General features: G+C 48.6%; 25 protein-coding genes. 22 read left to right on the top strand and 3 right to left on the bottom strand.

Annotated elements, in window-relative coordinates; genetic code table 11:
• Positions 1-37 precede the first annotated feature (37 nt).
• The 16 genes from ACN08Z_RS03655 to ACN08Z_RS03580 all read left to right on the top strand — a co-directional run bounded on the left by ACN08Z_RS03655 (position 38) and on the right by ACN08Z_RS03580 (position 13602).
• Positions 38-1162, top strand: a complete 1125-nt coding sequence (locus tag ACN08Z_RS03655; RefSeq protein ID WP_419103240.1) for a histidinol-phosphate transaminase — start codon at positions 38-40, stop codon at positions 1160-1162.
• Between the two features lie 130 nt (positions 1163-1292).
• Entirely contained in the window at positions 1293-1916 is a 624-nt protein-coding gene (gene hisB / locus ACN08Z_RS03650) for an imidazoleglycerol-phosphate dehydratase HisB (RefSeq protein ID WP_419103239.1), read from the top strand.
• A 2-nt stretch (positions 1917-1918) separates the two neighbouring features.
• Positions 1919-2620: an imidazole glycerol phosphate synthase subunit HisH gene (gene hisH, locus ACN08Z_RS03645; protein WP_419103238.1), complete on the top strand. Its 702-nt coding sequence runs from the start codon at positions 1919-1921 to the stop codon at positions 2618-2620.
• Complete coding sequence (locus tag ACN08Z_RS03640; RefSeq protein WP_419103237.1) at positions 2617-2787, top strand: hypothetical protein; 171 nt, start codon at positions 2617-2619, stop codon at positions 2785-2787. The genes hisH and ACN08Z_RS03640 overlap by 4 nt, the downstream gene beginning before the upstream one ends.
• A 24-nt stretch (positions 2788-2811) precedes the next feature.
• Complete coding sequence (gene priA, locus ACN08Z_RS03635) at positions 2812-3561, top strand: bifunctional 1-(5-phosphoribosyl)-5-((5-phosphoribosylamino)methylideneamino)imidazole-4-carboxamide isomerase/phosphoribosylanthranilate isomerase PriA (RefSeq protein WP_419103236.1); 750 nt, start codon at positions 2812-2814, stop codon at positions 3559-3561.
• Positions 3561-4448 carry an SseB family protein gene (locus ACN08Z_RS03630; RefSeq protein ID WP_419103235.1) on the top strand — a complete coding sequence of 296 codons (888 nt, stop codon included), beginning with the start codon at positions 3561-3563 and terminating at the stop codon, positions 4446-4448. Before priA ends, ACN08Z_RS03630 begins: the two co-directional genes overlap by 1 nt.
• Before the next feature lie 35 nt (positions 4449-4483).
• Positions 4484-4852, top strand: coding sequence for a DUF1844 domain-containing protein (locus ACN08Z_RS03625; RefSeq protein ID WP_419103234.1), 369 nt, complete (start codon positions 4484-4486; stop codon positions 4850-4852).
• Positions 4853-5117: 265 nt separating this feature from the next.
• Positions 5118-5777 carry a translation initiation factor IF-3 gene (gene infC / locus ACN08Z_RS03620; RefSeq protein ID WP_419103319.1) on the top strand — a complete coding sequence of 220 codons (660 nt, stop codon included), beginning with the start codon at positions 5118-5120 and terminating at the stop codon, positions 5775-5777.
• 188 nt (positions 5778-5965) lie between these two features.
• Entirely contained in the window at positions 5966-6160 is a 195-nt protein-coding gene (gene rpmI, locus ACN08Z_RS03615) for a 50S ribosomal protein L35 (protein ID WP_135011425.1), read from the top strand.
• A 105-nt stretch (positions 6161-6265) separates the two neighbouring features.
• Positions 6266-6649, top strand: coding sequence for a 50S ribosomal protein L20 (gene rplT, locus ACN08Z_RS03610; RefSeq protein WP_419102204.1), 384 nt, complete (start codon positions 6266-6268; stop codon positions 6647-6649).
• 154 nt (positions 6650-6803) lie between these two features.
• Positions 6804-7700: a TrmH family RNA methyltransferase gene (locus tag ACN08Z_RS03605; RefSeq protein ID WP_419103318.1), complete on the top strand. Its 897-nt coding sequence runs from the start codon at positions 6804-6806 to the stop codon at positions 7698-7700.
• A complete protein-coding gene (locus ACN08Z_RS03600) occupies positions 7697-8173 on the top strand; it encodes a (deoxy)nucleoside triphosphate pyrophosphohydrolase (RefSeq protein ID WP_419103233.1) in 477 nt (158 codons plus the stop codon). Before ACN08Z_RS03605 ends, ACN08Z_RS03600 begins: the two co-directional genes overlap by 4 nt.
• 62 nt (positions 8174-8235) lie before the next feature.
• Positions 8236-9363: a phenylalanine--tRNA ligase subunit alpha gene (gene pheS / locus ACN08Z_RS03595; RefSeq protein ID WP_419103232.1), complete on the top strand. Its 1128-nt coding sequence runs from the start codon at positions 8236-8238 to the stop codon at positions 9361-9363.
• 3 nt (positions 9364-9366) lie between these two features.
• Complete coding sequence (pheT, locus tag ACN08Z_RS03590; RefSeq protein ID WP_419103231.1) at positions 9367-11919, top strand: phenylalanine--tRNA ligase subunit beta; 2553 nt, start codon at positions 9367-9369, stop codon at positions 11917-11919.
• A gap of 245 nt (positions 11920-12164) precedes the next feature.
• Positions 12165-12797: a hypothetical protein gene (locus ACN08Z_RS03585; protein WP_419103230.1), complete on the top strand. Its 633-nt coding sequence runs from the start codon at positions 12165-12167 to the stop codon at positions 12795-12797.
• A 325-nt stretch (positions 12798-13122) separates the two neighbouring features.
• Positions 13123-13602, top strand: a complete 480-nt coding sequence (locus ACN08Z_RS03580) for an arginine repressor (protein ID WP_419103317.1) — start codon at positions 13123-13125, stop codon at positions 13600-13602.
• On the opposite strand, the gene ACN08Z_RS03575 is transcribed toward ACN08Z_RS03580, so the two are convergent.
• Positions 13599-14000, bottom strand: a complete 402-nt coding sequence (locus tag ACN08Z_RS03575) for an ankyrin repeat domain-containing protein (protein ID WP_419103229.1) — start codon at positions 13998-14000, stop codon at positions 13599-13601. The two genes, ACN08Z_RS03580 and ACN08Z_RS03575, sit on opposite strands and share 4 nt — an antisense overlap.
• 186 nt (positions 14001-14186) lie before the next feature.
• On the opposite strand from ACN08Z_RS03575, the gene ACN08Z_RS03570 reads away from it, so the two are divergent.
• From ACN08Z_RS03570 to tyrS, 6 genes are all read left to right on the top strand, one after another.
• A complete protein-coding gene (locus tag ACN08Z_RS03570; protein WP_419103228.1) occupies positions 14187-15710 on the top strand; it encodes an AMP-binding protein in 1524 nt (507 codons plus the stop codon).
• A gap of 121 nt (positions 15711-15831) precedes the next feature.
• The gene (locus ACN08Z_RS03565) at positions 15832-17034 is read left to right on the top strand and encodes an argininosuccinate synthase (RefSeq protein WP_419103227.1); all 1203 of its coding nucleotides are present in this window, start codon (positions 15832-15834) and stop codon (positions 17032-17034) included.
• Positions 17035-17071: 37 nt separating this feature from the next.
• Positions 17072-18532: an argininosuccinate lyase gene (argH, locus tag ACN08Z_RS03560; RefSeq protein ID WP_419103226.1), complete on the top strand. Its 1461-nt coding sequence runs from the start codon at positions 17072-17074 to the stop codon at positions 18530-18532.
• Positions 18533-18671: 139 nt separating this feature from the next.
• Positions 18672-19223, top strand: a complete 552-nt coding sequence (locus tag ACN08Z_RS03555; protein ID WP_419102215.1) for an adenine phosphoribosyltransferase — start codon at positions 18672-18674, stop codon at positions 19221-19223.
• A gap of 193 nt (positions 19224-19416) precedes the next feature.
• Positions 19417-21708, top strand: coding sequence for a HelD family protein (locus tag ACN08Z_RS03550; protein ID WP_419103225.1), 2292 nt, complete (start codon positions 19417-19419; stop codon positions 21706-21708).
• Positions 21709-21838: 130 nt separating this feature from the next.
• A complete protein-coding gene (gene tyrS / locus ACN08Z_RS03545) occupies positions 21839-23146 on the top strand; it encodes a tyrosine--tRNA ligase (RefSeq protein ID WP_419103224.1) in 1308 nt (435 codons plus the stop codon).
• A 64-nt stretch (positions 23147-23210) separates the two neighbouring features.
• Here the strand turns inward: tyrS and ACN08Z_RS03540 are convergent, their stop codons facing one another.
• Together ACN08Z_RS03540 and ACN08Z_RS03535 are read right to left on the bottom strand one after the other, a co-directional pair.
• On the bottom strand, positions 23211-23660 hold the full coding sequence (locus tag ACN08Z_RS03540; RefSeq protein ID WP_419103223.1) for a hypothetical protein: 450 nt from the start codon (positions 23658-23660) through the stop codon (positions 23211-23213).
• Positions 23661-23724: 64 nt separating this feature from the next.
• Complete coding sequence (locus tag ACN08Z_RS03535; protein ID WP_419103222.1) at positions 23725-24639, bottom strand: exonuclease domain-containing protein; 915 nt, start codon at positions 24637-24639, stop codon at positions 23725-23727.
• Between the last annotated feature and the right edge of the window lie 212 nt (positions 24640-24851).

Raw genomic sequence — 24851 nt, 5'->3', positions numbered from 1 at the left:
ATATGCGAGGGGTATCTGTTCTCGTTAGACTGTAAGAGTGAATGAAGCATTAGACCCCCTTTCAGTATTACCTATTCGTGACGACTTACGAGGGCGCTCTCCATATGGTGCTCCCATGATTGACGTTCCCATTACCCTTAACGTCAACGAAAATACGCACCCTATGCCTCAAGAAGTGATTGACGCAATCAGCTCAGAAATTGCGACAGTGGCGCAAACCCTTAACCGTTACCCCGATAGAGAGTTTACGACTCTTCGCGAAGAACTTGCCCAGTATCTAGGGCACGGTCTTAAACCTGAGAATATCTGGGCTGCTAATGGCTCTAACGAAGTGCTACAACAACTCTTTCAAGTGTTTGGCGGGCCTGGGCGAAGCGTCATGAGCTTTGTTCCCACCTATTCGATGTACCCTCTCTTAGCTGATGGGACAAATACTCGCTTCATCGCTGGGCAACGTGGCTCCGACTTCTCTCTTGGCTTCGAATCTGCCGTAGCTCAAATTCAAGAACATCGACCAAATATCGTGGTTTTGTGTTCTCCTAACAACCCCACGGGAACAGGGCTTGGGCTAGATGTTATCGAAGCTGTCTATGATGCGATGCAAGAACATGATGGCATTACCATCGTGGATGAAGCATACGCTGAATTCGCTCAAGATACCTCTGCGCACGCGCTAACACTTCTTCCGGGACGCCCTCGACTAGTCGTAAGCCGTACCATGAGTAAAGCTTTTGCCTTTGCCGGTGCCCGACTAGGATACTTCGCTGCAGATTCCGCAATTGCTGATGCGGTACGACTTGTACGTTTGCCATACCATCTTTCTAGTGTCACTCAGGCTGTTGCAATAGCCGCCTTGCGCCACCGAGAAGGACTGCTCGCTAACGTGCAAGATATTAGAAACCAACGTGACCGTATCGTAAAAACTCTCAAAGAATACGGGCTACAGCCAGCCGTATCAGATTCTAATTTTATCTTTTTTGCTGGACTACGTAACGAAAAAGAAGCTTGGCAATGGCTCCTTGACGACGGCATCTTAGTCCGTGATAACGGCATCGCAGGACATCTGCGAGTGACTGCCGGAACAGCATCAGAAACAACAGCTTTCCTTGAAAGTCTTAAGAAGTATTTGGAACATTCTGGAGAACTACCCGCATCTTGCTAACATCATCGTGAGATGATTCTGGTAGTAGAACATTTCTCCTGAACTATCACTAAAACTAAGGTATCTGTCACCTAGTAGCGATAGATACCTGACGTGTACATCATATAAACCAAGAATATATAGGTAACCAATGCCAGCAAGCACTACAGGAATTGGCCCCCGCACCGCCAGACTAGAACGCACAACGAGCGAGTCCTCTGTCTTCGTTGAAATAAACTTAGACGGCGAAGGACGTTCTGACATCGACACTAGCGTGCCTTTTTACGACCATATGCTCACAGCTCTTGCGAAACATTCCCTGATTGACATGACGATCAAATGCAGTGGCGATACCCATATCGACGTGCACCATACGGTAGAAGATACCGGCATCGTCATCGGCGAAGTCTTACGCGAGGCTCTTGGTGATAAAGCTGGTATCCGTCGTTTTGGGCAAGCAACAGTTCCTTTGGACGAAGCATTAGCACAATGTGTTGTTGATATTTCAGGACGCCCCTATCTTGTGCACACGGGAGAGCCAGCAGGCTACGAATTTCACCTCATCGGAGGGCACTTCACCGGTTCGATGGTTCGCCACGTTCTTGAAGCTATCGCTTACCACGCAGGAATCTGCTTGCATATGACGGTGCTAGGAGGGCGAGACCCCCACCATATTGCAGAGGCACAGTTCAAAGCACTTGCACGTGCGTTGCGTCAAGCGGTTGAACCTGACCCTCGTCATTCTGGTATTCCTTCCACGAAGGGGGCGCTCTAACCATGGGCGTAAGCGTTCAATCCTCTCAGGACAAACCCGTTGTCGTCGTTTTAGATTATGGTGCTGGCAACGTTCGTTCTGCTGTGCGTGCTTTAGAGCAAGCCGGAGCTGACGTAATTCTTTCTCGCCAAGAATCCGATGTGCTTGGCGCAGACGGTTTGGTTGTGCCAGGAGTCGGAGCCTTCGACGCGGTAATGACGAGTCTGAAAAAAAATGATGCTCCTCGTCTAATTGGCCGGCGTATTGCTGGTGGACGCCCTGTACTAGGCATTTGCGTCGGATTGCAGATTTTCTTTGAACAAGGTAACGAACACGGGGTGCTTTCTCAAGGTATGGGAGAGTGGCCAGGTACGGTTGAAAAACTACGTGCTGAAGTTATTCCACATATGGGGTGGAATACTGTCTCTGCCCCCGAAGGGTCAGTGCTCTTTGACGGAATCGAAAACGAACGCTTCTACTTTGTGCATTCCTATGCTGTACAAGAATGGTCTTTTGACCAGAATAATGAAGCGATGTTGCCCCCACAGGTGACGTGGTCTACTCACGGCGTGCCCTTTGTTGCAGCTGTCGAAAATGGTCCGCTGAGTGCAACACAATTTCATCCAGAAAAGTCTTCTCACGCCGGTATTCGCCTCTTACGGAACTGGATTAATTCTTTGCCTCGCACGGGGCGCCTTAACTCCTCAGAAGGGAAGGAGCAATGAGCCCTTTTCTCTCTGGAAGCTTGTTGATGTTAGTGGGAGCTTTTTGTCTTGGTGGCACAATTTCTCTACGACAGCAAAAAGTTCCTCTTGTTGTTCAGGTCGCGATGCTGTGTGTGGCTTTACTGTTCATCGGCTATGGGGGATACGTCCTCTTTGCCTACAACTAAACTTTTACTTTTAAGGAATATACGATGACAAATCTTTTAGAACTTCTTCCCGCCGTGGACGTTGCAAATGGGCAAGCAGTACGCTTGGTGCAGGGCGAAGCCGGCTCAGAAACTGGGTATGGTGATCCTGTTGAGGCAGCTCTTGCATGGCAGGATGCCGGCGCACAGTGGCTCCACCTTGTTGATTTAGACGCAGCATTTGGTCGTGGACATAACCTTGAGGTGCTCACCTCTGTTGCTAAACACCTCGATATTAATATTGAAATGTCGGGCGGTATTCGTGATGATGAGTCTCTAGAGCGCGCACTGTCTTTGAACCCTGCTCGCATTAATCTGGGTACTGCAGCTCTCGAAAATCCTCAATGGACTCGAAAAGTTATCGCAGAACACGGTGAGAAAATTGCTGTGGGGCTCGACGTGCGTGGAACAACTTTAGCTGCTCGCGGCTGGACTAAAGACGGCGGTAACCTGTGGGACGTACTAGAACGCTTAGAAGCTGACGGTTGCGCTCGCTATGTGTTAACAGACGTGACAAAGGACGGCACCTTGAGTGGGCCTAATCTTGAGCTTCTTAAAGAGGTCGCTCAACGAACCGATAAGCCGGTTGTCGCATCTGGCGGTATCTCTACTCTTGAAGATATTCGCGCATTACGGGAATTAGTTCCCTATGGTGTTGAGGGTGCAATTATGGGTAAGGCTCTTTACGCTGGAAAGTTTACTTTAGAGCAGGCTCTTGAGGTTGCTGGTTACTCGGAAGAAAACGCCGAAAAATAATGAGTAATAGTCACTCTGTGGGAGCTTCTGCGTCGCGTTCTTTGCCCGCTCATATTCAAGCTCAGCTCAATAGTGCTGGGGGCGAAACTGATACGGGTGGGCAGCCTTGGAAGGGGCGAAATTTAGGTGAAGGAACGAGTCACCGTCATCAATTTTCTGAGGATGATGGTGCGCGTGATGCTGTTATTGCTGAGGTTTTTGAGAAGTTCGTTTCTGGTTCTTGTCGGGAAGAAGATGTTGTTCGTGCTCTAAGCCAATGTCGAGTGTTTGTTCCCGTGGTTGCTGAGGTATCTCATTCGGTTGTTACTGATGAAGGTCTCGTTGCCGATAAAGAAGCAGATATGGCGTTAGTAAGTATCCAAGCGCCCGATGGGAGAAAAGCTCTTCCCGTCTTTACCGATGTGAAAGCTTTGCAACGATGGCATCCTGATGCGCGTCCTGTTGCGGCTTCGATGAGAAAGACTGCTCTTTCTGCGGTAGAAGATGGACAGCAGTTATTGGTTGTTGATCCGGGTGAGCCGATAACATTTGTGGTGCGCCGTCCTGCATTATGGGCATTGGCTAAGGGTGAGCCTTGGATTCCCTCATATGCTGATGCGCGCGTAGAAGAAGCGCTGAATGCGTTGATTCCAGAGGGTAGCGGTATTGTCCGTGTCCGTGCTGTAGCTGGTGACGGTGTTGCCTCTCAGACGGCTGAGGGGCAACACCTTTCTGGTGGCGGTACTGGGCCAGAGCTGAAGATGATGGTGGAGCTGGTTCCTGGCCTGACTCAATCAGAGCTAAATATTGTGTTGGAAGAGTTTCAACGGCGTTTGGCGTCGGATGAGTTGGTCGGGCAGCAGGTAGACTCTGTGCAGTTAGTTTTATCCATGGCGTATTCGTCATAAAGAGTTCATCGTTTTTTCGGTAGAGATGAGGATATATGTCTGAGCGGTATTCGTTCGATGAGGAGCAGAAAAAAGTTCAGGAGCAGGTGCGTGATATTGCGGAGGTGCCTGCTGTAGAGATTATGACAACGGCTGCGGTGCATTTGATGAGTGCGGCTGCTGTGAAATGTGGTTTAGCTGAGGGCGAGGACGCTCAAGACCTTAAGGACTTGGACGAGGCTCGTAAGCTGATTACGGCTCTTGCTGGGTTGGTGACGGCGGCGGCTCCCGAAATTGGTTCTCAGCATGCAGCTCCGTTGCGTGACGGTTTGCGAACTTTGCAGTTGGCTTTTCGTGAAGCCTCGATGATTCCTGATGCACCGGGACAAGGACCAGGGGAGAAGTTCACTGGTCCTGTAATGTGACCTATCTTGTGAGCATCTTTGTGTTTTGCGTTGAAATGCATGCGTAAAGCCGATAGACTGTACACAGTTTGCAAGCGGAGGCTACTCCCACCTGCTTCAGCCACATTCATCCATGTGATTAGGTTGACGGGTTATTCCAAGTGTTCATAAGAGTGAATACTTGAGAAGTACACCTTCGTTTGCTGTGCATCGAAGGTGTTTTTTACATCTTCTATGTACTGATTATTATTCACGGGGAAACCCACTGAGCTAACAGGAGCTACTCATTAGCGATCCACGCATTAATGAACGTATTCGTGTCCCAGAGGTCCGCCTCGTTGGGCCAGGCGGCGAGCAGGTAGGCATTGTTCGTGTTGAAGATGCTTTGCGTCTTGCACAAGAATCTGATTTGGACCTCGTAGAGGTTGCACCATCAGCGAAACCGCCTGTATGTAAGCTCATGGACTTCGGCAAGTACAAGTACGAAGCCGCAGTTAAAGCACGTGAATCCCGAAAGAAGCAAGTTAACGCTTCTTTGAAGGAAATCCGTTTCCGTCTCAAAATTGATACTCATGACTATGAAACTAAAGTGGGACACGCGCGTCGTTTCCTATCTGGTGGTGACAAAGTCAAAGCGATGATTCAATTCCGTGGTCGTGAACAGCAGCGCCCCGAGATGGGTGTGCGGTTGCTAGAGCGCATGGCAGACGATTTGGTCGAGGTTGGTTCTGTAGAGTCAACCCCCCGAATTGACGGTCGTAACATGGTAATGGTTCTTTCTCCGCTTCGTGGTAAAGCTGAAGCACGTAAAGAAGCACAACAACGCTCAGGCGGACGCAAGGGTCGCGAACGTGTCGACACTACTCAGGCTACTCCTGTGAAGAACTCTTTGGCAGATGCAATGCCAGCAGAGCTCAAGGCACAGGCGCAAGCTGAAGCGGAATAGAATAACAAAGTAGAAACGGCGCGGATAGCCATCTAGCAGTGTTATTTGAACGTTGCAGGTGTCTTTCCGATTGTCATGTTTTCTCAGTTTCCGTAGAAAACATGAACCTACCTTGTACATGCGAAGAAATTCGCTCAAGAGTTCTTTTGGATACCCTCCAAAAGCAGAACGTAAGGAGAACGGCAGCTATGCCGAAGCAGAAGACCCACTCTGGTGCTAAAAAGCGCTTCAAGCTCACCGGTACCGGCAAGGTTAAGCGCCAGCAGGCCAACCGTCGCCACTACCTCGAGCACAAGTCCTCTCGCCTCACCCGCCGTCTGGCTTCTGACCAGATTGTTACCGGCGGTCAGGCTAAGGTCATCAAAAAGATGTTGGGTAAATAAGCCCTCTCATCTTTGAGAAACTTGTGCCTCAACGGGCAATAACTTTTTAGACTCGCTCCTTGACTGGCATCAGCTAGCAAGGACAATAAGACGAAGGAGACACACGTGGCACGTGTGAAACGCGCGATTAACGCGCATAAGAAGCGCCGAGTAATTCTTGAACGCGCATCCGGTTACCGCGGACAGCGTTCACGCCTTTACCGTAAGGCAAAAGAACAAGTCATCCATTCATTGGTTTACAGCTACGACCACCGTCGTAAAAAGAAGGGTGACTTCCGCCGCCTATGGATTCAGCGTATCAACGCTGCAGCTCGTGCTGAAGGCCTCACCTACAACCGTTTCATTCAGGGCTTGAAAGCTGCTGAGGTTGAAGTTGATCGTCGTATGTTGGCTGAACTAGCAGTCAACGAACCGGCAGCTTTCTCTGCACTTGTAGAGATTGCTAAGAACAACTTGCCTGAGGACACTTCTGCACCTAAAGGTGAATAATTCTTAAAAGAATACGATTGTGCCGTTCTCTACTACATGTAGAGAACGGCACAATCGTATTCTGGGCTTTTACATGGTAAAAGATACAGAAAAATATATATCCGGTAGAGTGGAGACCGTGGATTTTAAAAAACGTTTAAGTACCCCCGTTGTCATGGAAAACCCTCAGGCTGACCGTGTTAAAGATATTGCAACACTAGCAACACGTCGTGGGCGCAATAAGAAAAAACAATTTCTCGTAGAAGGCCCACAAGCCGTGCGTGAAGCCCTCACCTCACATCTTCATACCCCACTTCTTGACGCCGTATACATCACAGAACGTGCCTTCGACCGTCACCGTGATATTGCTGAACTACTCGAAAAAGTACATGGCACGCCAACACCAGAACAAGGACGTAAAGTCTTCATGCGTATGGTGACTGAAGAAGTACTTGAAGCCATGTCAGACGCCGTCACCCCACAAGGCATGATTGCGGTAGCGTTCATTCAAGAACCTGACCTATCACGTATCTTCTTCGCTGAAGGAAAGATACCGCAATTGGTGGCTGTACTTGCACGCTTGCAAGATCCCGGTAACGCCGGCACCATCATTCGTGCCGCAGATGCCGCCGGCGCAGATTTAATCGTGACCACCACTGACACCGTAGATATTTATAACCCCAAGACGGTACGTTCTACTGCTGGGTCACTTTTTCACCTTCCTGTGATAAGTAACCTTGCGCTCACAGAGTTTCTTGATACTGCACGTCGTTACGGTATGGGTATTCTTGCTGCAGATGGTTATGGTGCGCTGGACCTTGACGAATTATCGGATATTGCGGCAGCTAAACGATGGGCAGTTCCTCACGACGAAAGCTCATACGATCTGTCACAACCGACAGCATGGCTTTTTGGTAATGAGGCTCAAGGGCTAAGCACCGATGAGAAAACTCTAGCTGATGAGCGCGTTGCAGTTCCGGTTCATGGTTCTGCAGAGTCTCTCAACGTTAGTGTGGCAGCTGCACTGTGTCTCTATGCTTCAGCTCGAGCGCAACACGGAACGAAAAAATGACCCAGATTTTTCCTCTCCAAGTTGTTGGTGGGGCTATCGTAGATTCTCTTGAGAAACCTACTCGACTTCTGATTGGGCAACGTCATGCTCCCAAAGAACTTGCTGGTTTATGGGAGTTTCCTGGCGGAAAAGTTGAGGCAGATGAGAGTTGTGAACAAGCCTTAGCCCGTGAACTCGACGAAGAACTTTCGATACACGTCACTCTTGGCCAAGAAATTACAGGACCTCACCGACAAGGTTGGGCGCTATCGGAGCATGCTGCTATGCGTGTATGGTTCTGTACCATCTCGTCAGGAGAAGTCCACATGATTGAAGGACACCAACAAATACAATGGGTCGATATCAACCACGATCTATTATCTATTGACTGGATACCGGCAGATTACCCAATTGTTCAACAACTGATTAAGATGACAACAAGCTCTTACCTGAGTGAACCGTGTACAGAGAACGCTGAAGGTACACTAAACTAGGATGAAGACGAGAATAGAAGGCGCATACCGCGCTGTACACTATGCAACGAGATGAGTTATTAATGACTGATTCATTATCTGAAAGCACCAATCTGCCAGAGTCTTACCATATTCTGGCGAACCTTCAAGAAGTTCTTGAAGCAGATTCTGTGCAGGGATTAGAGCGAGTGAAGGATGCTTTTTCCCAAGAACTTTCACGCGCATTAGCTGCCGTTGAAGAATCTTCAAGTACTTTTGACGAGCTAAAACAAACACGTTTAGCGTTCCTTGGTGATAAGGGAAGTTTCACTCTTGCGAATAAGCAGATGCGTCACCTCTCTAAAGAGCACAAAGCTGAGATTGGCAAACTCATGGGGCAGGCGCGTGGACGTCTGACTCAAGCCATTGAAGCGCGTAATGCTGAGCTTGAACAAGAACATGCGGCCCGCATTCTCGTTGAGGAAGCTGTAGATGTTACTGCTGTTTCTGCACGTCGTGCACTAGGCGGACGTCACCCTATTAACATTTTGCAAGATCGTCTCACCGATATTTTTGTGGCTATGGGATGGGAAGTTGCTGACGGGCCTGAAGTTGAATCAGAATGGTACAACTTCGACTCCTTGAACTTCCCGCCAGATCACCCCGCTCGAGAACTACAAGATACATTTTTCGTCGAACCTGTACAGGCGCATTTGATGCTACGCACTCACACTTCACCAGTGCAGATGCGTTCCTTGCTCACTCGTGAGCTCCCGGTATATGTTGTCTGCCCCGGTCAGGTGTATCGTACTGACGAACTCGACGCAACTCATACACCAGTATTCCACCAGATTGAAGGTCTTGCCGTAGATAAAGGGCTCACCATGGCAGACCTTAAAGGTACTCTCGAACACATGGCTCGAGAAATGTTTGGTGACGACGCAAAAATTCGTTTACGCCCCAATTACTTCCCCTTCACAGAGCCTTCTGCCGAACTAGACCTTTGGCACCCTGGTGCTAAGGGCGGTCCTCGTTGGATTGAATGGGGCGGTTGTGGCATGGTTAACCCGCAGGTGCTCCGAGCAGCAGGTATTGACCCAGAAGAATACTCCGGATTTGCTTTTGGTATGGGTATTGAAAGAACTTTGATGTTCCGCAACGGAGTAGAAGATATGCGCGACATTATCGAAGGCGACATTCGCTTTTCACAGCAGTTTGGAATGGAGATTTAAAAGATGCGGATACCTCTTTCATGGTTGCGTGAATACGCACCAGTCCCTGAAGACGCACGTTCCGAAGACGTTATGGAAACCTTGGTGAAAGTTGGCTTAGAAGAAGAAGACGTTCACCGCCCTACGGACGAAATTTCAGGGCCGATTGTTGTCGGACAAGTTCTCTCTCAAGAACCAGAAACTCACTCTAACGGCAAAACCGTGAACTGGTGTCAGGTGCGTGTTGTCCCTGAGGGACAGACACAAACCCTCACCGGTAAAGGGATTGAAGAATCTGGTATTCAAGGAATTATCTGTGGCGCCCATAATTTTAGCGTAGGCGATAAAGTAGTCGTGACGCTCCCCGGCGCTGTACTACCTGGCGGTTTTGCTATTACCGCACGTAAAACATACGGTCACAAATCAGCTGGTATGCTTGCATCCGCTCGTGAACTGGGCTTAGGAGAAGACACCGGCGGAATCATCGTCTTATCTGATTTGGGTCTAGACCCCGAAATTGGTACTGACGCAATGGAACTGCTGGGCCTATACGATGAAGCAGCAGAAGTTAACGTCACCCCGGACCGCGGATATGCTTTCTCTATCCGAGGTATCGCACGCGAATACTGCCATGCTGTTGGAGAACCCTTCAACGACTTTGTCGTAGAACTAGCAGAACGTGCACCAGCAACACACCAAGCAGAAGCAGCAGTTTCTCTGAACGATGATGCACCTATCCACGGAAAACTTGGATGTACCCGTTTCGTGACGCGTAAAGTAACGGGTGTTTTGGCAGACACTCCCACCCCACCATGGCTAGCTTCTCGTTTACGTTTAGCAGGAATCCGTTCGGTATCTCTTCCTGTAGACATCTCGAACTATGTCATGTTAGAGACAGGGCAGCCACTCCATTTTTATGATGCACAGAAACTTTCTGGATCGTTGTCTGTACGTCGCGCCCACGAAGGTGAAACCCTTCGTACTCTTGATGAGAAAGAACGTACTTTATACCCTGAAGATCTTGTCATTTGTGATGATTCTGGTGCTATTGCTCTTGCCGGTGTGATGGGGGGAGCAAGTACTGAGGTGACGACTGAAACTACTGAGATTCTGATTGAGTCTGCACGTTTTGACGAGGTTTCTATTGCTCGTTCTTCACGCCGTCATAAGCTTTCTTCAGATGCTTCTAAACGTTTTGAACGTGGTGTAGATTCTGCGTTACAGGCAGCTGCCGCTCAGCGTGCTGTTGAACTATTGGTGGAGCTTGCTGGGGCAACTATCGTTTCAGAGTCTAGCGACGTGAACCGTACAGAAAAACCTCAAGCGATTTCTCTTCCGATGGATTACACTCCATCCCGTATTGGTGTTGCATACACTCAGGATGAGATTGTTGGCACTCTAGAGTCTATTGGCGCTCAGGTCACGGCTGGTCGTGACACTTATGAGGTGATTCCTCCTACCTGGCGACCTGACCTAACGGATAAAGAGGACCTCACAGAAGAAGTTGCTCGTCTTATCGGGTATGACAAGATTCCTTCAACTGTTCCGGTTGCCCCTCCTGGTCGTGGATACACTGTTGAACAGATGACTCGTCGTCGTGTTCTTGATGCGCTTGCATCGAGTGGTTTGACGGAGGTCTATGCGTATCCATTTGTTTCTTCTCAAGCAAATAATTTGTGGGCGCAGCCTGTTGCTGGTGAGGACGTCGCGTCTATTCAACTTGCTAACCCTATTTCAGAGGCTCAAGGGCTTTTGCGTCGTTCTTTGCTTCCAGGGTTGGTAGAGGTTCTCAAACGTAACCTTTCTCGTGGGTTCCGTAATCTTGCTCTTTACGAGACAGGCCATATTTTTGTTCCTTCAACACAGCATGGTTCTGAGAGCATCCCCGGTTTGGGGCAGCGTCCTTCTGACGAGGTTATTGCTGATTTGAATGCGGGTATTCCTCATCAACCACGGTATATTTCTGGTATTTTCAGCGGTTATGAACATGAACAGATGCCTGGTGCTTCTGCTCGTGCTTATGATTGGCGTGATGCGATAGATGCTGTGGGTTTGATTGCTGATGTTGCCGGTGCCGAGTTTAAGATGGCTCAAGGCACTCATCAGGCTTTCCACCCCGGTCGTACTGCTGTGTTCTCTGATTCTTCTGGTGCTGTGATTGGTTACGCTGGAGAGTTGCACCCGCAGCTGCTCAAAGATCATGATCTTCCTGAACGTACCTGCGCTTTTGAGATTAACTTCTCTGCGTTACTTGAGGATAAAGCTGAGGTTGTTGAGGCTTATAGTATTTTTGGTTACCCAGCAGCTACTCAAGATGTGGCGTTGTTAATCGATGCGGATGTTCCTGCTGCTGATGTGGCTCTTGCACTTTCTGAGGGTGCGGGTGAGCTGCTAGAAGATTTACGAATCTTTGACGATTATCGCGGTGAGGGCATTCCAGAAGGTAAGAAGTCTGTGGCGTTTGCTCTGCGTTTTAGGGCTTCTGACCGTACCTTGACAGCTGAAGAAGCTAGTGCTTCTCGTGAGGCTGCTGTGGCTGTGGCGGTGGAACGTTTTGGTGCTGTTCCTCGTGTGTAGTGAGTAGCGTGTTCTTCGTCTATAGACGGTAGTTCTTGATGGTGCTGATGTTGGCTTGTGCTGGCATCAGCACCATTTTTTCAGGAGTTTGTGAGGTTCGTCGTGGAGAATGGAAGAATCCGAAATCTCTGAGGAAATCGGGGGACTCTAGTTGTTATCTAACGGGGCTTTTTATGAAGTACACGTACAATGGTGTCTTATCCTCAGTGAAAGAAAAATTATCTAAAACATCGGGAGATACTATCGTGACTGAAGAACCCGACAACGATTCGTTCTTCGGCTTTGATAAGGCTGAAGATTATGATGATGAGGTTGTTGACCACCGTAGCCGTTGGCTGACCGTCGGAATTATTATCATTGCGATTATTTCTTCGGTATTTTTGGGCATTCAAGGGGCTCGTTCGTTGTCTGCGGCGTCTTCGCATGCTGGTTATGAAGACCGCACGTGGGTTTTGACTGGGGCCTATAAGGATTTGACTCCTGATTTAAAGACTAAAGATAATGTTGCGATTTATACCGGTAAGTTGCCGGTGGATCAGCAGCTTGATAATAAGTTGTTTATTTCTGAGCTGGGGGATCCCGTAACTGTTCATGCTGGTGAGATGATTGAGTTCCGTGGCTCTGAGGCTGGTCGTGTTCGAGCTGATTTTCCTCAGGAAGTAGACGCTTTATTGGCTACGACAGAAGGTAACTCGATTGAGGTGATTCGTACTGGTGCTAAGGGTACGTTGAAGCCTATTACTGCTGAGGTAGTGTTTTCGGAGCGGCTTAGTGGTTGGGCATATATTATCGGCGCTTTTGTAATTTTTGCTGGTGGTATTTTTGCGTCGGTGAAGATTAATCGTCGTCGTTCTATCGTGGAAGATGACGAGTATTAGTCTTGTTGTGAGAGCTTTGTGACTTCATGATAAGGAAGCCTTTTGTGATGGTGTTTGACCATCGTGAAGGGCTTCTTTTATTGTTTGATGGTATCCGTTAAAGAGTATTTTTATGCTTATTTGGTGGTTATCTTTGAGTAGTTTTCGCTCAATTTATGGGGTTTATCCGTGTATTTTTCCTATAAGTGTATAAATATCGCAAAAATACTCATATAATCGGTGTGTGCTGTAGAAGATGTACAGCAAGTCTAGTTTTCTTATTGTTCAGATGTTGGGGGACTAGGCTAACTAGCAGGTTGCTTTGCTGAGAAAGAGAATGAATAGAATGTCTATCCCCTCGACGAAAACGGCTCGTCAAGCTCGAATTGTTGATTTACTGCAAAAACATCATGTTCGTTCCCAAGCTGAGTTAGCGCAATTACTCGTCGACGATGGTGTCAAAGTAACGCAAGCGACCTTGTCACGTGATCTTGTTGAGATCGGTGCTGAGCGTGTGCGTGATGAGAAGTCCGGATTGATTTATGCTGTTCCGCATCATCCTGTTCGTCGTTCATCGGCTGAAGGTGTTGATGCGCGCATGATTTCTTTGTTTAGGGAACTTCTCATCACTGCTGAAGCCTCGGCAAATTTGGTGATTCTTCGGACTCCTCCTGGGGCTGCGCAATTTATGGCTTCTGCTATTGACCAAGCGAGTATTGAGCCTATTCTTGGGACGATTGCGGGGGACGATACGGTGATGGTTATTACTCGTGACCCGCTTGGTGGAGAGCAGATGGCTCAGAAGTTTTTGGAGTGGGCAGCTTAGCCTTGTTTCTGGTGTTCTTCGATGAGTTGTTGCATTTCTTTTAGCTGGAAGAACTGAGCCACTTCGAGGGGATGCTGCACTCCGATGGTGAGGTCTGCGCCAGCGTTGAGAAGTCGTTGTGCGATATCTTGGCTATTTTTGAAGACGGCACACAATAATGCGGTTTGCCCTCTGTCGTTGAGGCGGTTGACGTCTGCTTGGTGTGTGAGGAGTAGTTCTACGACGTCGAGTTGTTGGTGGTAGCTTGCAAGAATAAGTAAGGTGTCGCCTTGGGCGTTGGTGAGATTGGCTGGGATACCTTGGTTGAGTAGTGGTTCTAGCTCTTCGGTGTTTCCTTCTCGTGCAAGGTCAAAGACTCTGTTCAGTAGGTCAATTTCTGCGGGGGTTAGGTCTGTCATGAAAATCTCCTGTGTTATTGTGAGTAACTCATAATAACAGATTTGTTGTGGGGAATAAAGAAAACCTTGACACGATGAAACCTTACGCAATCTTCGCAGAGAAGAGGACGCTGTCGCTGCTCTAACAAGGTGCTGGCGTGCGCTAATATGAGAACGTATGCAACCCCTGAATGAATAGAACGCATTGTGACAACCTTCAACGAAACCCCTTGTAATGTAGCTAGCCTTCTCCTCTCTTGTGCTCACCTCGAGCGTGATGCATTGTTCTACCAAGATACTGTTCTGAGCTACCGACAATTACAAGTAATGGTGTCTCAAGCTCAACTAGAGCTACGAGAACTTGGAGTGGGGTATCAAACACCGGTGGCTCTTTCCCTGCCTAATATCGTGGCGATGCCGGTGTATTACTATGCAATCGTTTCATTGGGGGCAATTTGCGTTCCGTTGAACCCGCTGCTTTCCGAACGTGAAGTGCGGTATCACCTAGAAGACTCTGGTGCGCAGCTATTCATTGCATGGGAGGGGTCGCGTGTGATGATGGAGGATATCTCTTTTGAGGGGGTCCAACAGCGCATTGTAGGTGCTGAAACTTTTGCAACTCCCTTGGATATGGAGGCTTTAGAAGAATTTGCTATTGAACCGGTTAGTGTTCATGCTCAAGATCCTGCTGTTATTCTCTATACTTCTGGTACAACAGGGCAACCCAAAGGTGCTGTTCTGACTCATCAAAATCTTTTATCCAATGCGATGACGGTGGCAGAATTTTTTGACTACACCCCAGAAGACGTCTTTTTTGGGGGGCTGCCGCTTTTTCATTCCTTCGGGCAAACTGTGTCGATGAACGCGGTCTTCGCTGCGGGTGCTTCGGTTGCCTTATTGCCACGCTTTACTCCTGAGGCGGCTATTGAATTATGCGTTGAAGCTGATGTCAGCATTATTGCTGCTGTCCCGTCGATGTATGCTGCAATGTCGGCCTCTTTAGAGGGACAAAAATCTTCAGTGCTCATGGGTAAGATTCGTTACGGAATTTCTGGTGGGTCTCCTTTGTTGGCCTCAATTCATGAGGACTTCTATAAGTTGGTTGGCTGTCACATTCTTGAAGGCTACGGTTTGTCTGAGGCTTCTCCGGTTGTTTCCTTTAATCAGCCTTCTCGCCCTCCTGTTGTTGGCTCTGTGGGGACTGCTTTAACGGGTATTCGTGTGCAGGTGCGTGACAGTAACGGAGAAGTGCTTCCTGCTGGTGCGCCAGGGCAGTTGTGGGTTAACGGGCCTAATGTAATGTTGGAGTACTGGAATAATCCTGAGGCAACTTCTCAATCATTATCTGATGGATGGTTGGCAACGGGGGATATTGCAACAATTGATGAGCAGGGAAATATTTTTATTGTTGATCGGCTCAAAGACATGATTTTGCGTCATGGATATTCTGTATATCCGCGAGAGATTGAGGATGTTATTGCGACGCATCCTCAGGTGCGTATGGTGGCTGTTGTGGGGCGAAAAGATATGCGTGTGGGGGAGGAGATTTATGCTTTTGTTCTTCCTCGTCAGCAGTGTTCTCCATCGCAAGAGGAAGCTCTTTGTTTGGAGGTTGAACACTTGTGTGTTCAGCAGCTTGCGGACTATAAGCGCCCTCGTCATTATCGGGTTGTTGATACGTTACCCTTGGGTGCGACTGGAAAAATTCTCAAGCGTGACTTGAGTCAATAGCGTATTATGTGACTTTTTGAGAAATATTATCCATAGGTTTGCATATTTATAGATAATTATTCATACTTGTTGATAACGAACAAACCCACCCCACTATCAACAAGACAAAAGGAATACCTCCATGAAAGAGCGCGTCGTCCTCGCATACTCCGGCGGACTAGACACATCCGTAGCCATCGGTTGGATTGCAGAAGCCACCGGAGCAGAAGTCATCGCCGTAGCAGTAGACGTAGGACAAGGCGGAGAAGACCTCGAAACCATCCGCCAACGAGCACTAGACTGCGGAGCCATCGAAGCCTACATCGCAGACGCACGCGAAGAATTCGCCACAGACTACTGCATGCCAGCACTAGCAGCAAACGCCCTCTACATGGACGCATACCCGCTCGTCTCCGCACTATCGCGCCCCGTCATCGTCAAACACCTCGTACAAGCCGCCCAAAAATTCAATGCAACCACCGTCGCTCACGGATGCACCGGAAAAGGCAATGACCAAGTCCGCTTCGAAGTAGGCATTCAAACCCTCGGACCAGAACTCACCTGTATAGCACCAGTACGAGACCTAGCGCTGACCCGAGAAAAAGCAATCAACTACGCAGAACACAACAACCTACCCATTGTCACCACCAAGAAAAATCCCTTCTCCATCGACCAAAACGTTTGGGGACGAGCCGTAGAAACAGGATTCCTCGAAGACATCTGGAATGCGCCGACCAAAGACGTCTACGACTACACCGACGACCCCACCTTCTCACCAGCACCAGACACCCTCACCATCACCTTCGAACAAGGAATCCCCGTCGCTATCGACAACAAACCTGTCACACCGCTAGAAGCCATCACCGAAATGAACCGCCGAGCTGGCGCACAAGGCATTGGAAGAATCGACATCGTCGAAGACCGCCTCGTCGGCATCAAATCCCGAGAAATCTACGAAGCGCCCGGGGCCATGGCACTCATCGCAGCCCACCGAGAACTCGAAAACGTCACCATTGAACGTGAACAAGCACGCTTCAAAAAAATTGTTGGCCAACGCTGGAGTGAACTCGTCTACGACGGACAATGGTTCTCACCCCTAAAAAAATCTCTCGACGCTTTCATCCAAGACACCCAACAAATGGTCAACGGAGAGATCCGCATGGACCTACACGCCGGACGAGCAGTCGTCACCGGACGACGCTCCACAAGCTCCCTCTACGACTTCAACCTCGCCACCTACGATGAAGGTGACTCCTTCAACCAAGCACACGCACGCGGATTCATCGAAATCTTCGGACTCTCCTCAAAAGTTGCCTCCGCACGCGACCAGCGCCTCAACCCCTAAACCACATACACGACCACCCTCTATCAAGGCTCAAACCATGTCTTCAGACCAAAAACACGGCACCAACTCCGGTTCACTCTGGGGCGGACGGTTCACCTCAGGACCAGCAGAAGCCCTAGCAGCACTCTCCAAATCAACTCATTTTGATTGGCGACTAGCACCCTACGACATCGCTGGCTCCCGAGCACACGCCCGCGTCCTGCACCGAGCACACCTACTCAACGACGCCGAACTAGAACAGATGCTCACCGCCCTAGACACACTAGAACAAGACGTCCGTCACGGAACCTACACCCCAGCAGAAGACCACGAAGACGTTCATGGCTCTCTCGAGCAAGGACTCCTCGAACGGGCAGGAGAACAACTCGGCGGAAAGCTCCGTGCCGGGCGCTCCCGCAACGACCAAATCGCAACCCTCGGCAAAATGTACCTACGTGATAGTGCAACCTCACTCTCCGCCCACCTCCTGAACGTTATCGACGCACTACTCCACCAAGGAGAACAACACCCCTACGTCCCCATGCCCGGACGAACCCACCTACAACATGCACAACCTATCCTCCTATCCCACCACCTCTACGCCCACGCTTGGGCACTCAGCCGAAACCTCGAACGCCTCCAAGACTGGGACCGCAGAGCTGCCATCTCACCCTACGGATCAGGTGCGCTCGCAGGGTCCTCTCTAGAACTCGACCCAGAATCTATTGCACAAGAATTAGGGTTCAGCTCTGCAAGCTATAACTCTCTTGACGCAACAGCTTCACGTGACGTCTATGCAGAGTTCCTCTGGATTACATCGATGATTGCCATCGACCTATCCCGCCTCTGTGAAGAAATCATTCTTTGGTCAACTCAAGAATTTTCCTTCGTGACCCTTGACGACTCCTTCTCTACCGGCTCATCGATTATGCCCCAGAAGAAAAACCCAGATATCGCCGAGCTTGCTCGTGGCAAAACAGGTCGTATCATTGGCGATCTCACCGGACTCCTCGCCACCCTCAAAGCTTTACCACTTGCCTACAACCGAGATTTACAAGAAGATAAAGAACCTCTCTTCGACGCCATCGATCAGCTCCATCTTCTCTTACCTGCTATTGCCGGCATGGTTACCACGTTGAGCTTTAACACTAAACGTATGAGTGAGCTTGCACCCCAAGGTTTTGCCCTAGCTACCGACATCGCTGAATGGCTTGTACGTGAAGGAGTGCCCTTCCGAGAAGCACACGAAATAACCGGAGAAGTAGTTCAACGCTGTGAAAAGAACCAATGCGAGTTATGGGAACTTAGCGAAGACGACTACCTGAACATCTCCGCTCACCTACATGCTGGTGTACGTGAAATACTCACATTAGAAGGTTCCCTCAACTCCCGAAAAACTCAAGGTGGAACATCACCAGAGGCTGTTGCAGAGCAACGTGAAAAACTTCTCGAGGTACTCGCTTCGCACCGAACCTTTGCGACGCGAAAACATCTCGTAGAGCCGTGGAAGATTACCTAAAAATATGTATGCTGTCATCCTTTGCAAAGGTATTTTAAAAACTACACAGTATCACTAAGATTTTTGGCGTATAATCTCCTACGGACTTTCTACTGTTATAAACGCCGTTACCGTACGGCACGTAAGGTTTACATCACTCATGCATCAGAATGTATCTGCCGATATGCCCATCGACGAGTTAATTCCCGCCGCATGCGCACAAATACCGGACTACCCTAAAGAAGGTATCCTCTTCTACGACGTCACAACACTTTTTGCTCATCCAGAGGTGTTTAAACGTTCCATTGACGAACTCGTTCATCGTTTTAAAGGAACCTTCGACATCGTGGCAGGTGTTGAAGCCCGCGGATTCCTCATGGCATCCGCCATCGCCTACGCTGCAGGCACCGGAGTGATGACCGTACGCAAAGCCGGAAAACTACCTCGAGATACCTTCACCAAAGAATACGAACTCGAATACGGTTCCGCAGCCATTGAAATCCACCGAGACGATATCCCCGCAGGAACACGCGTACTCATCGTCGACGACCTCCTCGCAACAGGCGGCACTCTCGCCGCTGCCGCATTCTTAATGGAACAAGCCCAACTCAAAGTTGCTGGTATCGGCGTCCTTCTTGAACTTGACGGGCTCGGTGGACGCGAAGCCATCGGAAATTACACCATCGAAGCACTCAGCACCGTGACTGAATAATAGATGACTCACCAAAACCACTAACGGGGGAATAAGTTGTGTAAAACAGCGACACACAACTTATTCCTCCATTCTATTTCCACTAGAGTAGTAGCTCAACAAAACGGTTTAAACACCGCAACGGCACCACAAATCGTCGAGCATCCTCAATTTAAAGATGCTTTGCCACCTCTGAACGAAAGAAAGAATACGCATGACCGAGAACCTCAACGCACCTTCAACGTCTACGGCTCAACAGAGGAACGACGAAACCTATATGCAAGCACTAAATCTCGAACGTGCCTACGTCAAAAAGCTGTATCAACGTTTAGACCATATGCGTGCCGAAACAGAACAAAAAATCTCCGATGTACACCGCAACCAAGAAGCCGGTAACCATCAGAACCGTTCAGAACGAGACGCCTACGCCATGCACTACGAAGACCGTCTTGCCCAGCTCAACGCAGTAGATCACCGTTTAGTATTCGGCCGTCTAGACTTTGACGACGATAAAACCCACTACATTGGCCGTATCGGCATTGTTTCTGAAGATTACCAGAGACTTCTCACCGACTGGCGTGCCCCAGAAGCCGGCACCTTCTATCAAGCTACCGCTTTCGACAGGAACGGGGTACGTCGCCGCCGACACCTCACCCTTGAACACCGTGAAGTAACCGCCATTGAGGACGATATCCTTGACTCCTCCCTCCTTGATGATGAGAGCACTCTGCACGGTGAAGGTGCACTATTGGCAGCTTTGAACCGCAAACGCACTGGACGCATGGGTGATATTGTTGCGACCATCCAATCAGAACAAGACCGCATCATTCGTGCAGATTTATCGGGGGTGCGAGTCGTTCAAGGTGGCCCCGGTACCGGTAAAACAGCAGTCGCCTTGCATCGTGCCGCATATTTGCTGTACACCTTCCGCGAACGCCTCAACAACGCTGGTGTACTCGTTATTGGTCCAAGCGCTTCTTTCATGTGGTACATCGACCGTGTGCTTCCTTCCCTCGGCGAGACCGGCGTAGTGATGTCCTCTTTGGCAACGCTATTTCCTGGAGTGCGTGCTGTTGCCGAAAAGGACTCTAAAATTCATCAGCTCAAAGGCGACTTACGTATGGTTGAAGCTATCAAACGTGCCGTACGCGACCGTCAGAAAACCCTTGATAAAACGGAATTTTTAACTGTCGGTTCAAATCAGCTAAAGCTCACTCCTCGTATGGTTCGTGCAGCACGTGACCGTGCCCGTTCTACGGGGAAACCTCATAATGAGGCTCGTGAAACCTTCGTCAAAATTTTGATACGTGAGCTGACTCAACAGCTTCAAGAACAACTTGATTCTTCTTCTGGGCAGAGCCTTGAACGTCCTTACCTGGAAGAAGACGTTCGTTCTTCTATGGACGTGCGTAAAGCCTTGAACCTTGCATGGATGCCTCTATCTGCTGAGACTTTGGTGCGCTCGCTTTTTGCTAAACCTCATTATCGTGATTCTGCATTATCTGAATTTACTGCTGATGAACGTCAACTATTGGCACGGAGATGGGATGCTCCTTTAACTGAAGCTGATGTGCCTCTTTTAGATGAAGCTGCTGAGCTTCTGGGAGATTTTGAGAAAGTTGTTGGTGCTTCGGCTGCTGCTCGTGCACGTTTAGAGTATCTTTCTAATCTTGAGAATGCGAAGAAGACTCTTGAAAATGTTCATGCTCAGCTTACCGATTATGGTGTTGAGGGTGTTATTACTGCTGAACAATTGGCTGATTCTTATGCTGTGGCTCCTGAACGTATGAGCGCTGCTCAGGCTGCGTATGCTGATCGTACATGGGCGTATGGACACATTGTGGTGGATGAGGCTCAGGAACTGACTCCAATGCAGTGGCGAGTATTGTTCCGCCGTTGTCCCATGAAGTCTATGACAATTGTTGGGGATATTGCTCAGGCTTCTTCTGCGGAGAGCGCTTCTTCATGGGAACAGGCGTTAGAACCTTTTGTGGGGGATCGTATGACGTTGGAGACGTTAACGGTGAACTATCGTACTCCTGCGCAGATTGCTCAAGCTGCTGTTGCTGTTGCTCAAGCTGCTGGGCGTCAGGTAGATGCTCCTCGTGCAGTTCGTCAGGGGCAGTGGGCTCCTATTTTGCATCGTGTTTCTTCTGATTCTTTGTACCAGACAATAGTGGATTGTGTGACCGATGAGGTTAATAACGGTGGCGGTCTAATCGGCGTGATTGTTACGGACGAACATTATGCTCAGGTGGTTCAGGCTGTGGCAGAGCATCATCGTGAGCGTTTTGGTACGTCTATGACAGTTGTAGAACGTCAGATTCTGGTTCTGACACCGTGGGAGTCTAAAGGTTTGGAGTTCGATGTGGTGATTGTGGTGGAGCCACAAGCTATTATTCGGGCTTCGCAGGGCGCTATTGGTGATTTGTATGTTGCGATGACTCGTCCAACTCAGCGTTTGTATATGGTCGGTGCTGAAGAGTTCCCTGCTGGTTTAGAGTAGATGTCATGTACCGTTGAGTGTGCTTGTGATAGTTTGAGCATGTTTTGGAGTGTTGTGTCGATACACTAGAGACGGTATCTTGAGTTTTTGGATAATGGGTTTGTTGAGAGAACCGTAAGAAGGAGTAAGTATGTCTGTGAGCGTGTTAGAACAGCAACGTAATGATGATTCTTTTGAGAATATCTGGCAGGAGCTTAAATGGCGTGGTTTAGTACATGTGAGCACTGATGAGCAAGCGTTAGAGAAGGCCCTTTCAGAACAGACTCTTACTTTTTATACGGGTTATGATCCAACTGCTGCATCTTTGCACCTGGGCCATTTGGTTCAACTGTTGTTGATGCGTCGTCTGCAGCTTGCTGGACATAAACCATTGGGCTTGGTCGGCGGCGCAACGGGGCTCATTGGTGATCCTCGCCAGACTTCTGAGCGTGTTTTGAACTCTCGTGATGTTGTCTCTGAATGGGTGAGTAAGCTTCGCACTCAAATTGAGCGTTTCTTAGATTTTGAGGGCGAGAATGCTGCTCAGATGGTCAATAATCTTGAGTGGACTTCTGAGCTTTCTGCTATTGATTTTTTGCGTGAGATTGGTAAGAACTTCCGTGTCGGCACGATGGTGAAGAAAGAGATCGTTGCCAAACGTTTGAACTCTGATGAGGGTATTTCTTATACGGAGTTCTCGTATCAGGTGCTTCAGGGCAATGACTTCCTTGAGCTAAACCGTCGTTATGGGTGCACTTTGCAAACTGGTGGTTCTGATCAGTGGGGCAATTTGACTTCTGGTACGGAGCTGATTCGTAAGACGGAGGGCAAGAGCGTGCATGCTATTGGTACTCCGTTGATTACGAATTCTGATGGTACAAAGTTTGGTAAGTCTGAGGGTAACGCGATTTGGCTAGACGCTCAGATGTGCTCTCCATATGCGTTCTACCAGTTCTGGTTGAATACTGCTGACGCTGATGTTTTGGATCGTTTGAAAGTCTTTACGTTTAAGACTCGTGAGGAGATTGAACAACTGGGTGTTGCTGTTGAGCAGGAACCTCATAAGCGTTTGGCGCAGAAGACTCTGGCATTTGATGTGACGTCGTTAGTTCATGGTGTTGAAGCAACTCAGAAAGTTATTGCTGCGTCTGAGGCTCTTTTTGGGAAGGGCTCTTTCTCTGATTTAGATGAGGATACTCTTGTTGCTGCTACTGCTGAGCTTCCTCGTGCCTGTGTGAACGTTGATGGTCTAGATATGGTTAACGTTTTATGTGAGAGTGGCTTATCTGAGTCTAAATCTGCTGCGCGGCGTACCCTTAAAGAGGGTGGCGCTTCGATTAATAACGTGAAGGTTCAAGGCGAAGACGCCGCGATTTCTCTTGATGATTTGTTGTTTGGTCGGTACGCGCTGATTCGCCGTGGTAAGAAGAATATGGCGGTTATTGAGGTAACTCGTTAGGTTCTTGATATGCAGTGAGGCCCTCCTCTAGTTTTCTAGGGGAGGGCCTCACTGATGTATGGGGCTATGATTTTTTCTTGGTGTTCTGGTAAACGACATCGAGGATATAGAAGAAAACAGTTGGAATCATCGCAATAAACGGTAGCGCAATGAAAACTGCTCCGGTAAAGGTATTCTGTGGGATTTTAGCAAAGGTCATATCGACGTCTTGTGAGAAGAGCGTTATGCCGATGAGGAAACAGACGAATGGCCAGATGATTTTACTGGGGGAGAGTCGGCTGATACGACTGATGATGGTGTTCGTCGTTTTCTTTGTTCTTTTTCTTTGGAATGCTTGTACCGCTTGTAGTGCTGTGATGATTCCAAGGATAATCAGAAAGATGCCGAGGTAGTAGTTTTGGTAGATGATGTAGTATTTTGCGTTGAAGTTTCCGACGTATAGGGCAAGACCAAAAAGTAGAAATGCGATAGCTACAGATGTCTTTTGCCACGGGTTGTGTTTGTTTTGGTTCATCGTGGGCTACCCCTTCTTTGTGCTTGTCCCTTAATCTACTATGGTTTTTATAAATTTTTAAGGTCTATGGTGTAATCCTGTTGAAGAATTCTTCTTCGCTGAGAACTTGTATTGGTGAGCCTGCTTCTTTGAGGGCAGTGGCTTTAAGTAGTTTTCGTGATGCATTGGAGTTTGCTTTTTCGTGCTGGGGGCTGGGTATTCCGACGATGAGTAATGTTGTTTTCTTCGTGAGGCTTTTTTCTGCTGTTGCTCCGAGAACGGTGATAAGTTCTTGCACTGCACTACGTTGGCCGTGTTTGAGTGTTCCTGTTATAGCAATGCGTTCTCCTTCTAAACAGGGGGTTTGTCCATATCTTTCGATGAGTTCTTGAGCTGAGAGCTGTTCTGCATAGAGGCCTGGTCGTTGTAGACTTCCGCTTCTATTATTTTGTGTTGGAGGGCAGAGCTCTTGGATTTGTTCATATGGGTAGTCTTCCTGCATGCGAACAAATATTTTGGCGCAGGCCATAGCATCTGAAATAGCTTGGTGGTGTGTGAATTCTTCGTTGGGGAAATAATAGTAGTAGACGTTATCGAGGCTTTTACGTTCTATCTCGGATGCAAGAATTTTGCGGGCTAGGCGTAGGGTGCAGAATCGTCGGTTCTCGATTGGTTTTTGTTGGTATAGACGATTGAGGTCAGAGAGTACATATCCGTCGAAGGCCATGTTGTGTGCAACGATAGGATACTCTCCAATGAACTGAGCAACTTCTTTTGCGATATCTGACCATTCTGGTGCGTCTTCAATGTCTTTTTCGGTGATTCCGTGAACCCAGCTGTTAATAGGGTTGAAGTATCGTACTTCGGGGTGAGGGTTGATGAGGGTGTAGTAGGTGTCGATGACTTCTCCGTTGGTCGTAAATTTGACCATACCGATGGAGCATGCTGATTTACGTTGTTCGTTGGCAGTTTCAAAGTCGATGGCAATGAAGGTGTTCATAATATTTCTGGGCTTTCTGTGATGCTTTAGTGCTGTTGTATGAGTAGGTTCCTAGAATCGATTTTATCTTTTTAGAGTGACGGTGATTGCTGTTTTGTATCACAATTTTATTTTCTTACTTCTAAATATCACTCTTGACTAGTAGTTTTGTTCTTTTTAGGGGAATCTTTTTCTGAAAATGTGACCGGCATCTACGTTTTTCAAGTTGCAGA

Origin of the sequence: Rothia sp. P7181 (assembly GCF_048513015.1) — a bacterium.
Classification (GTDB): Bacteria; Actinomycetota; Actinomycetes; order Actinomycetales; family Micrococcaceae; genus Rothia.
This window is presented reverse-complemented; position numbering and strand designations above follow the sequence as displayed.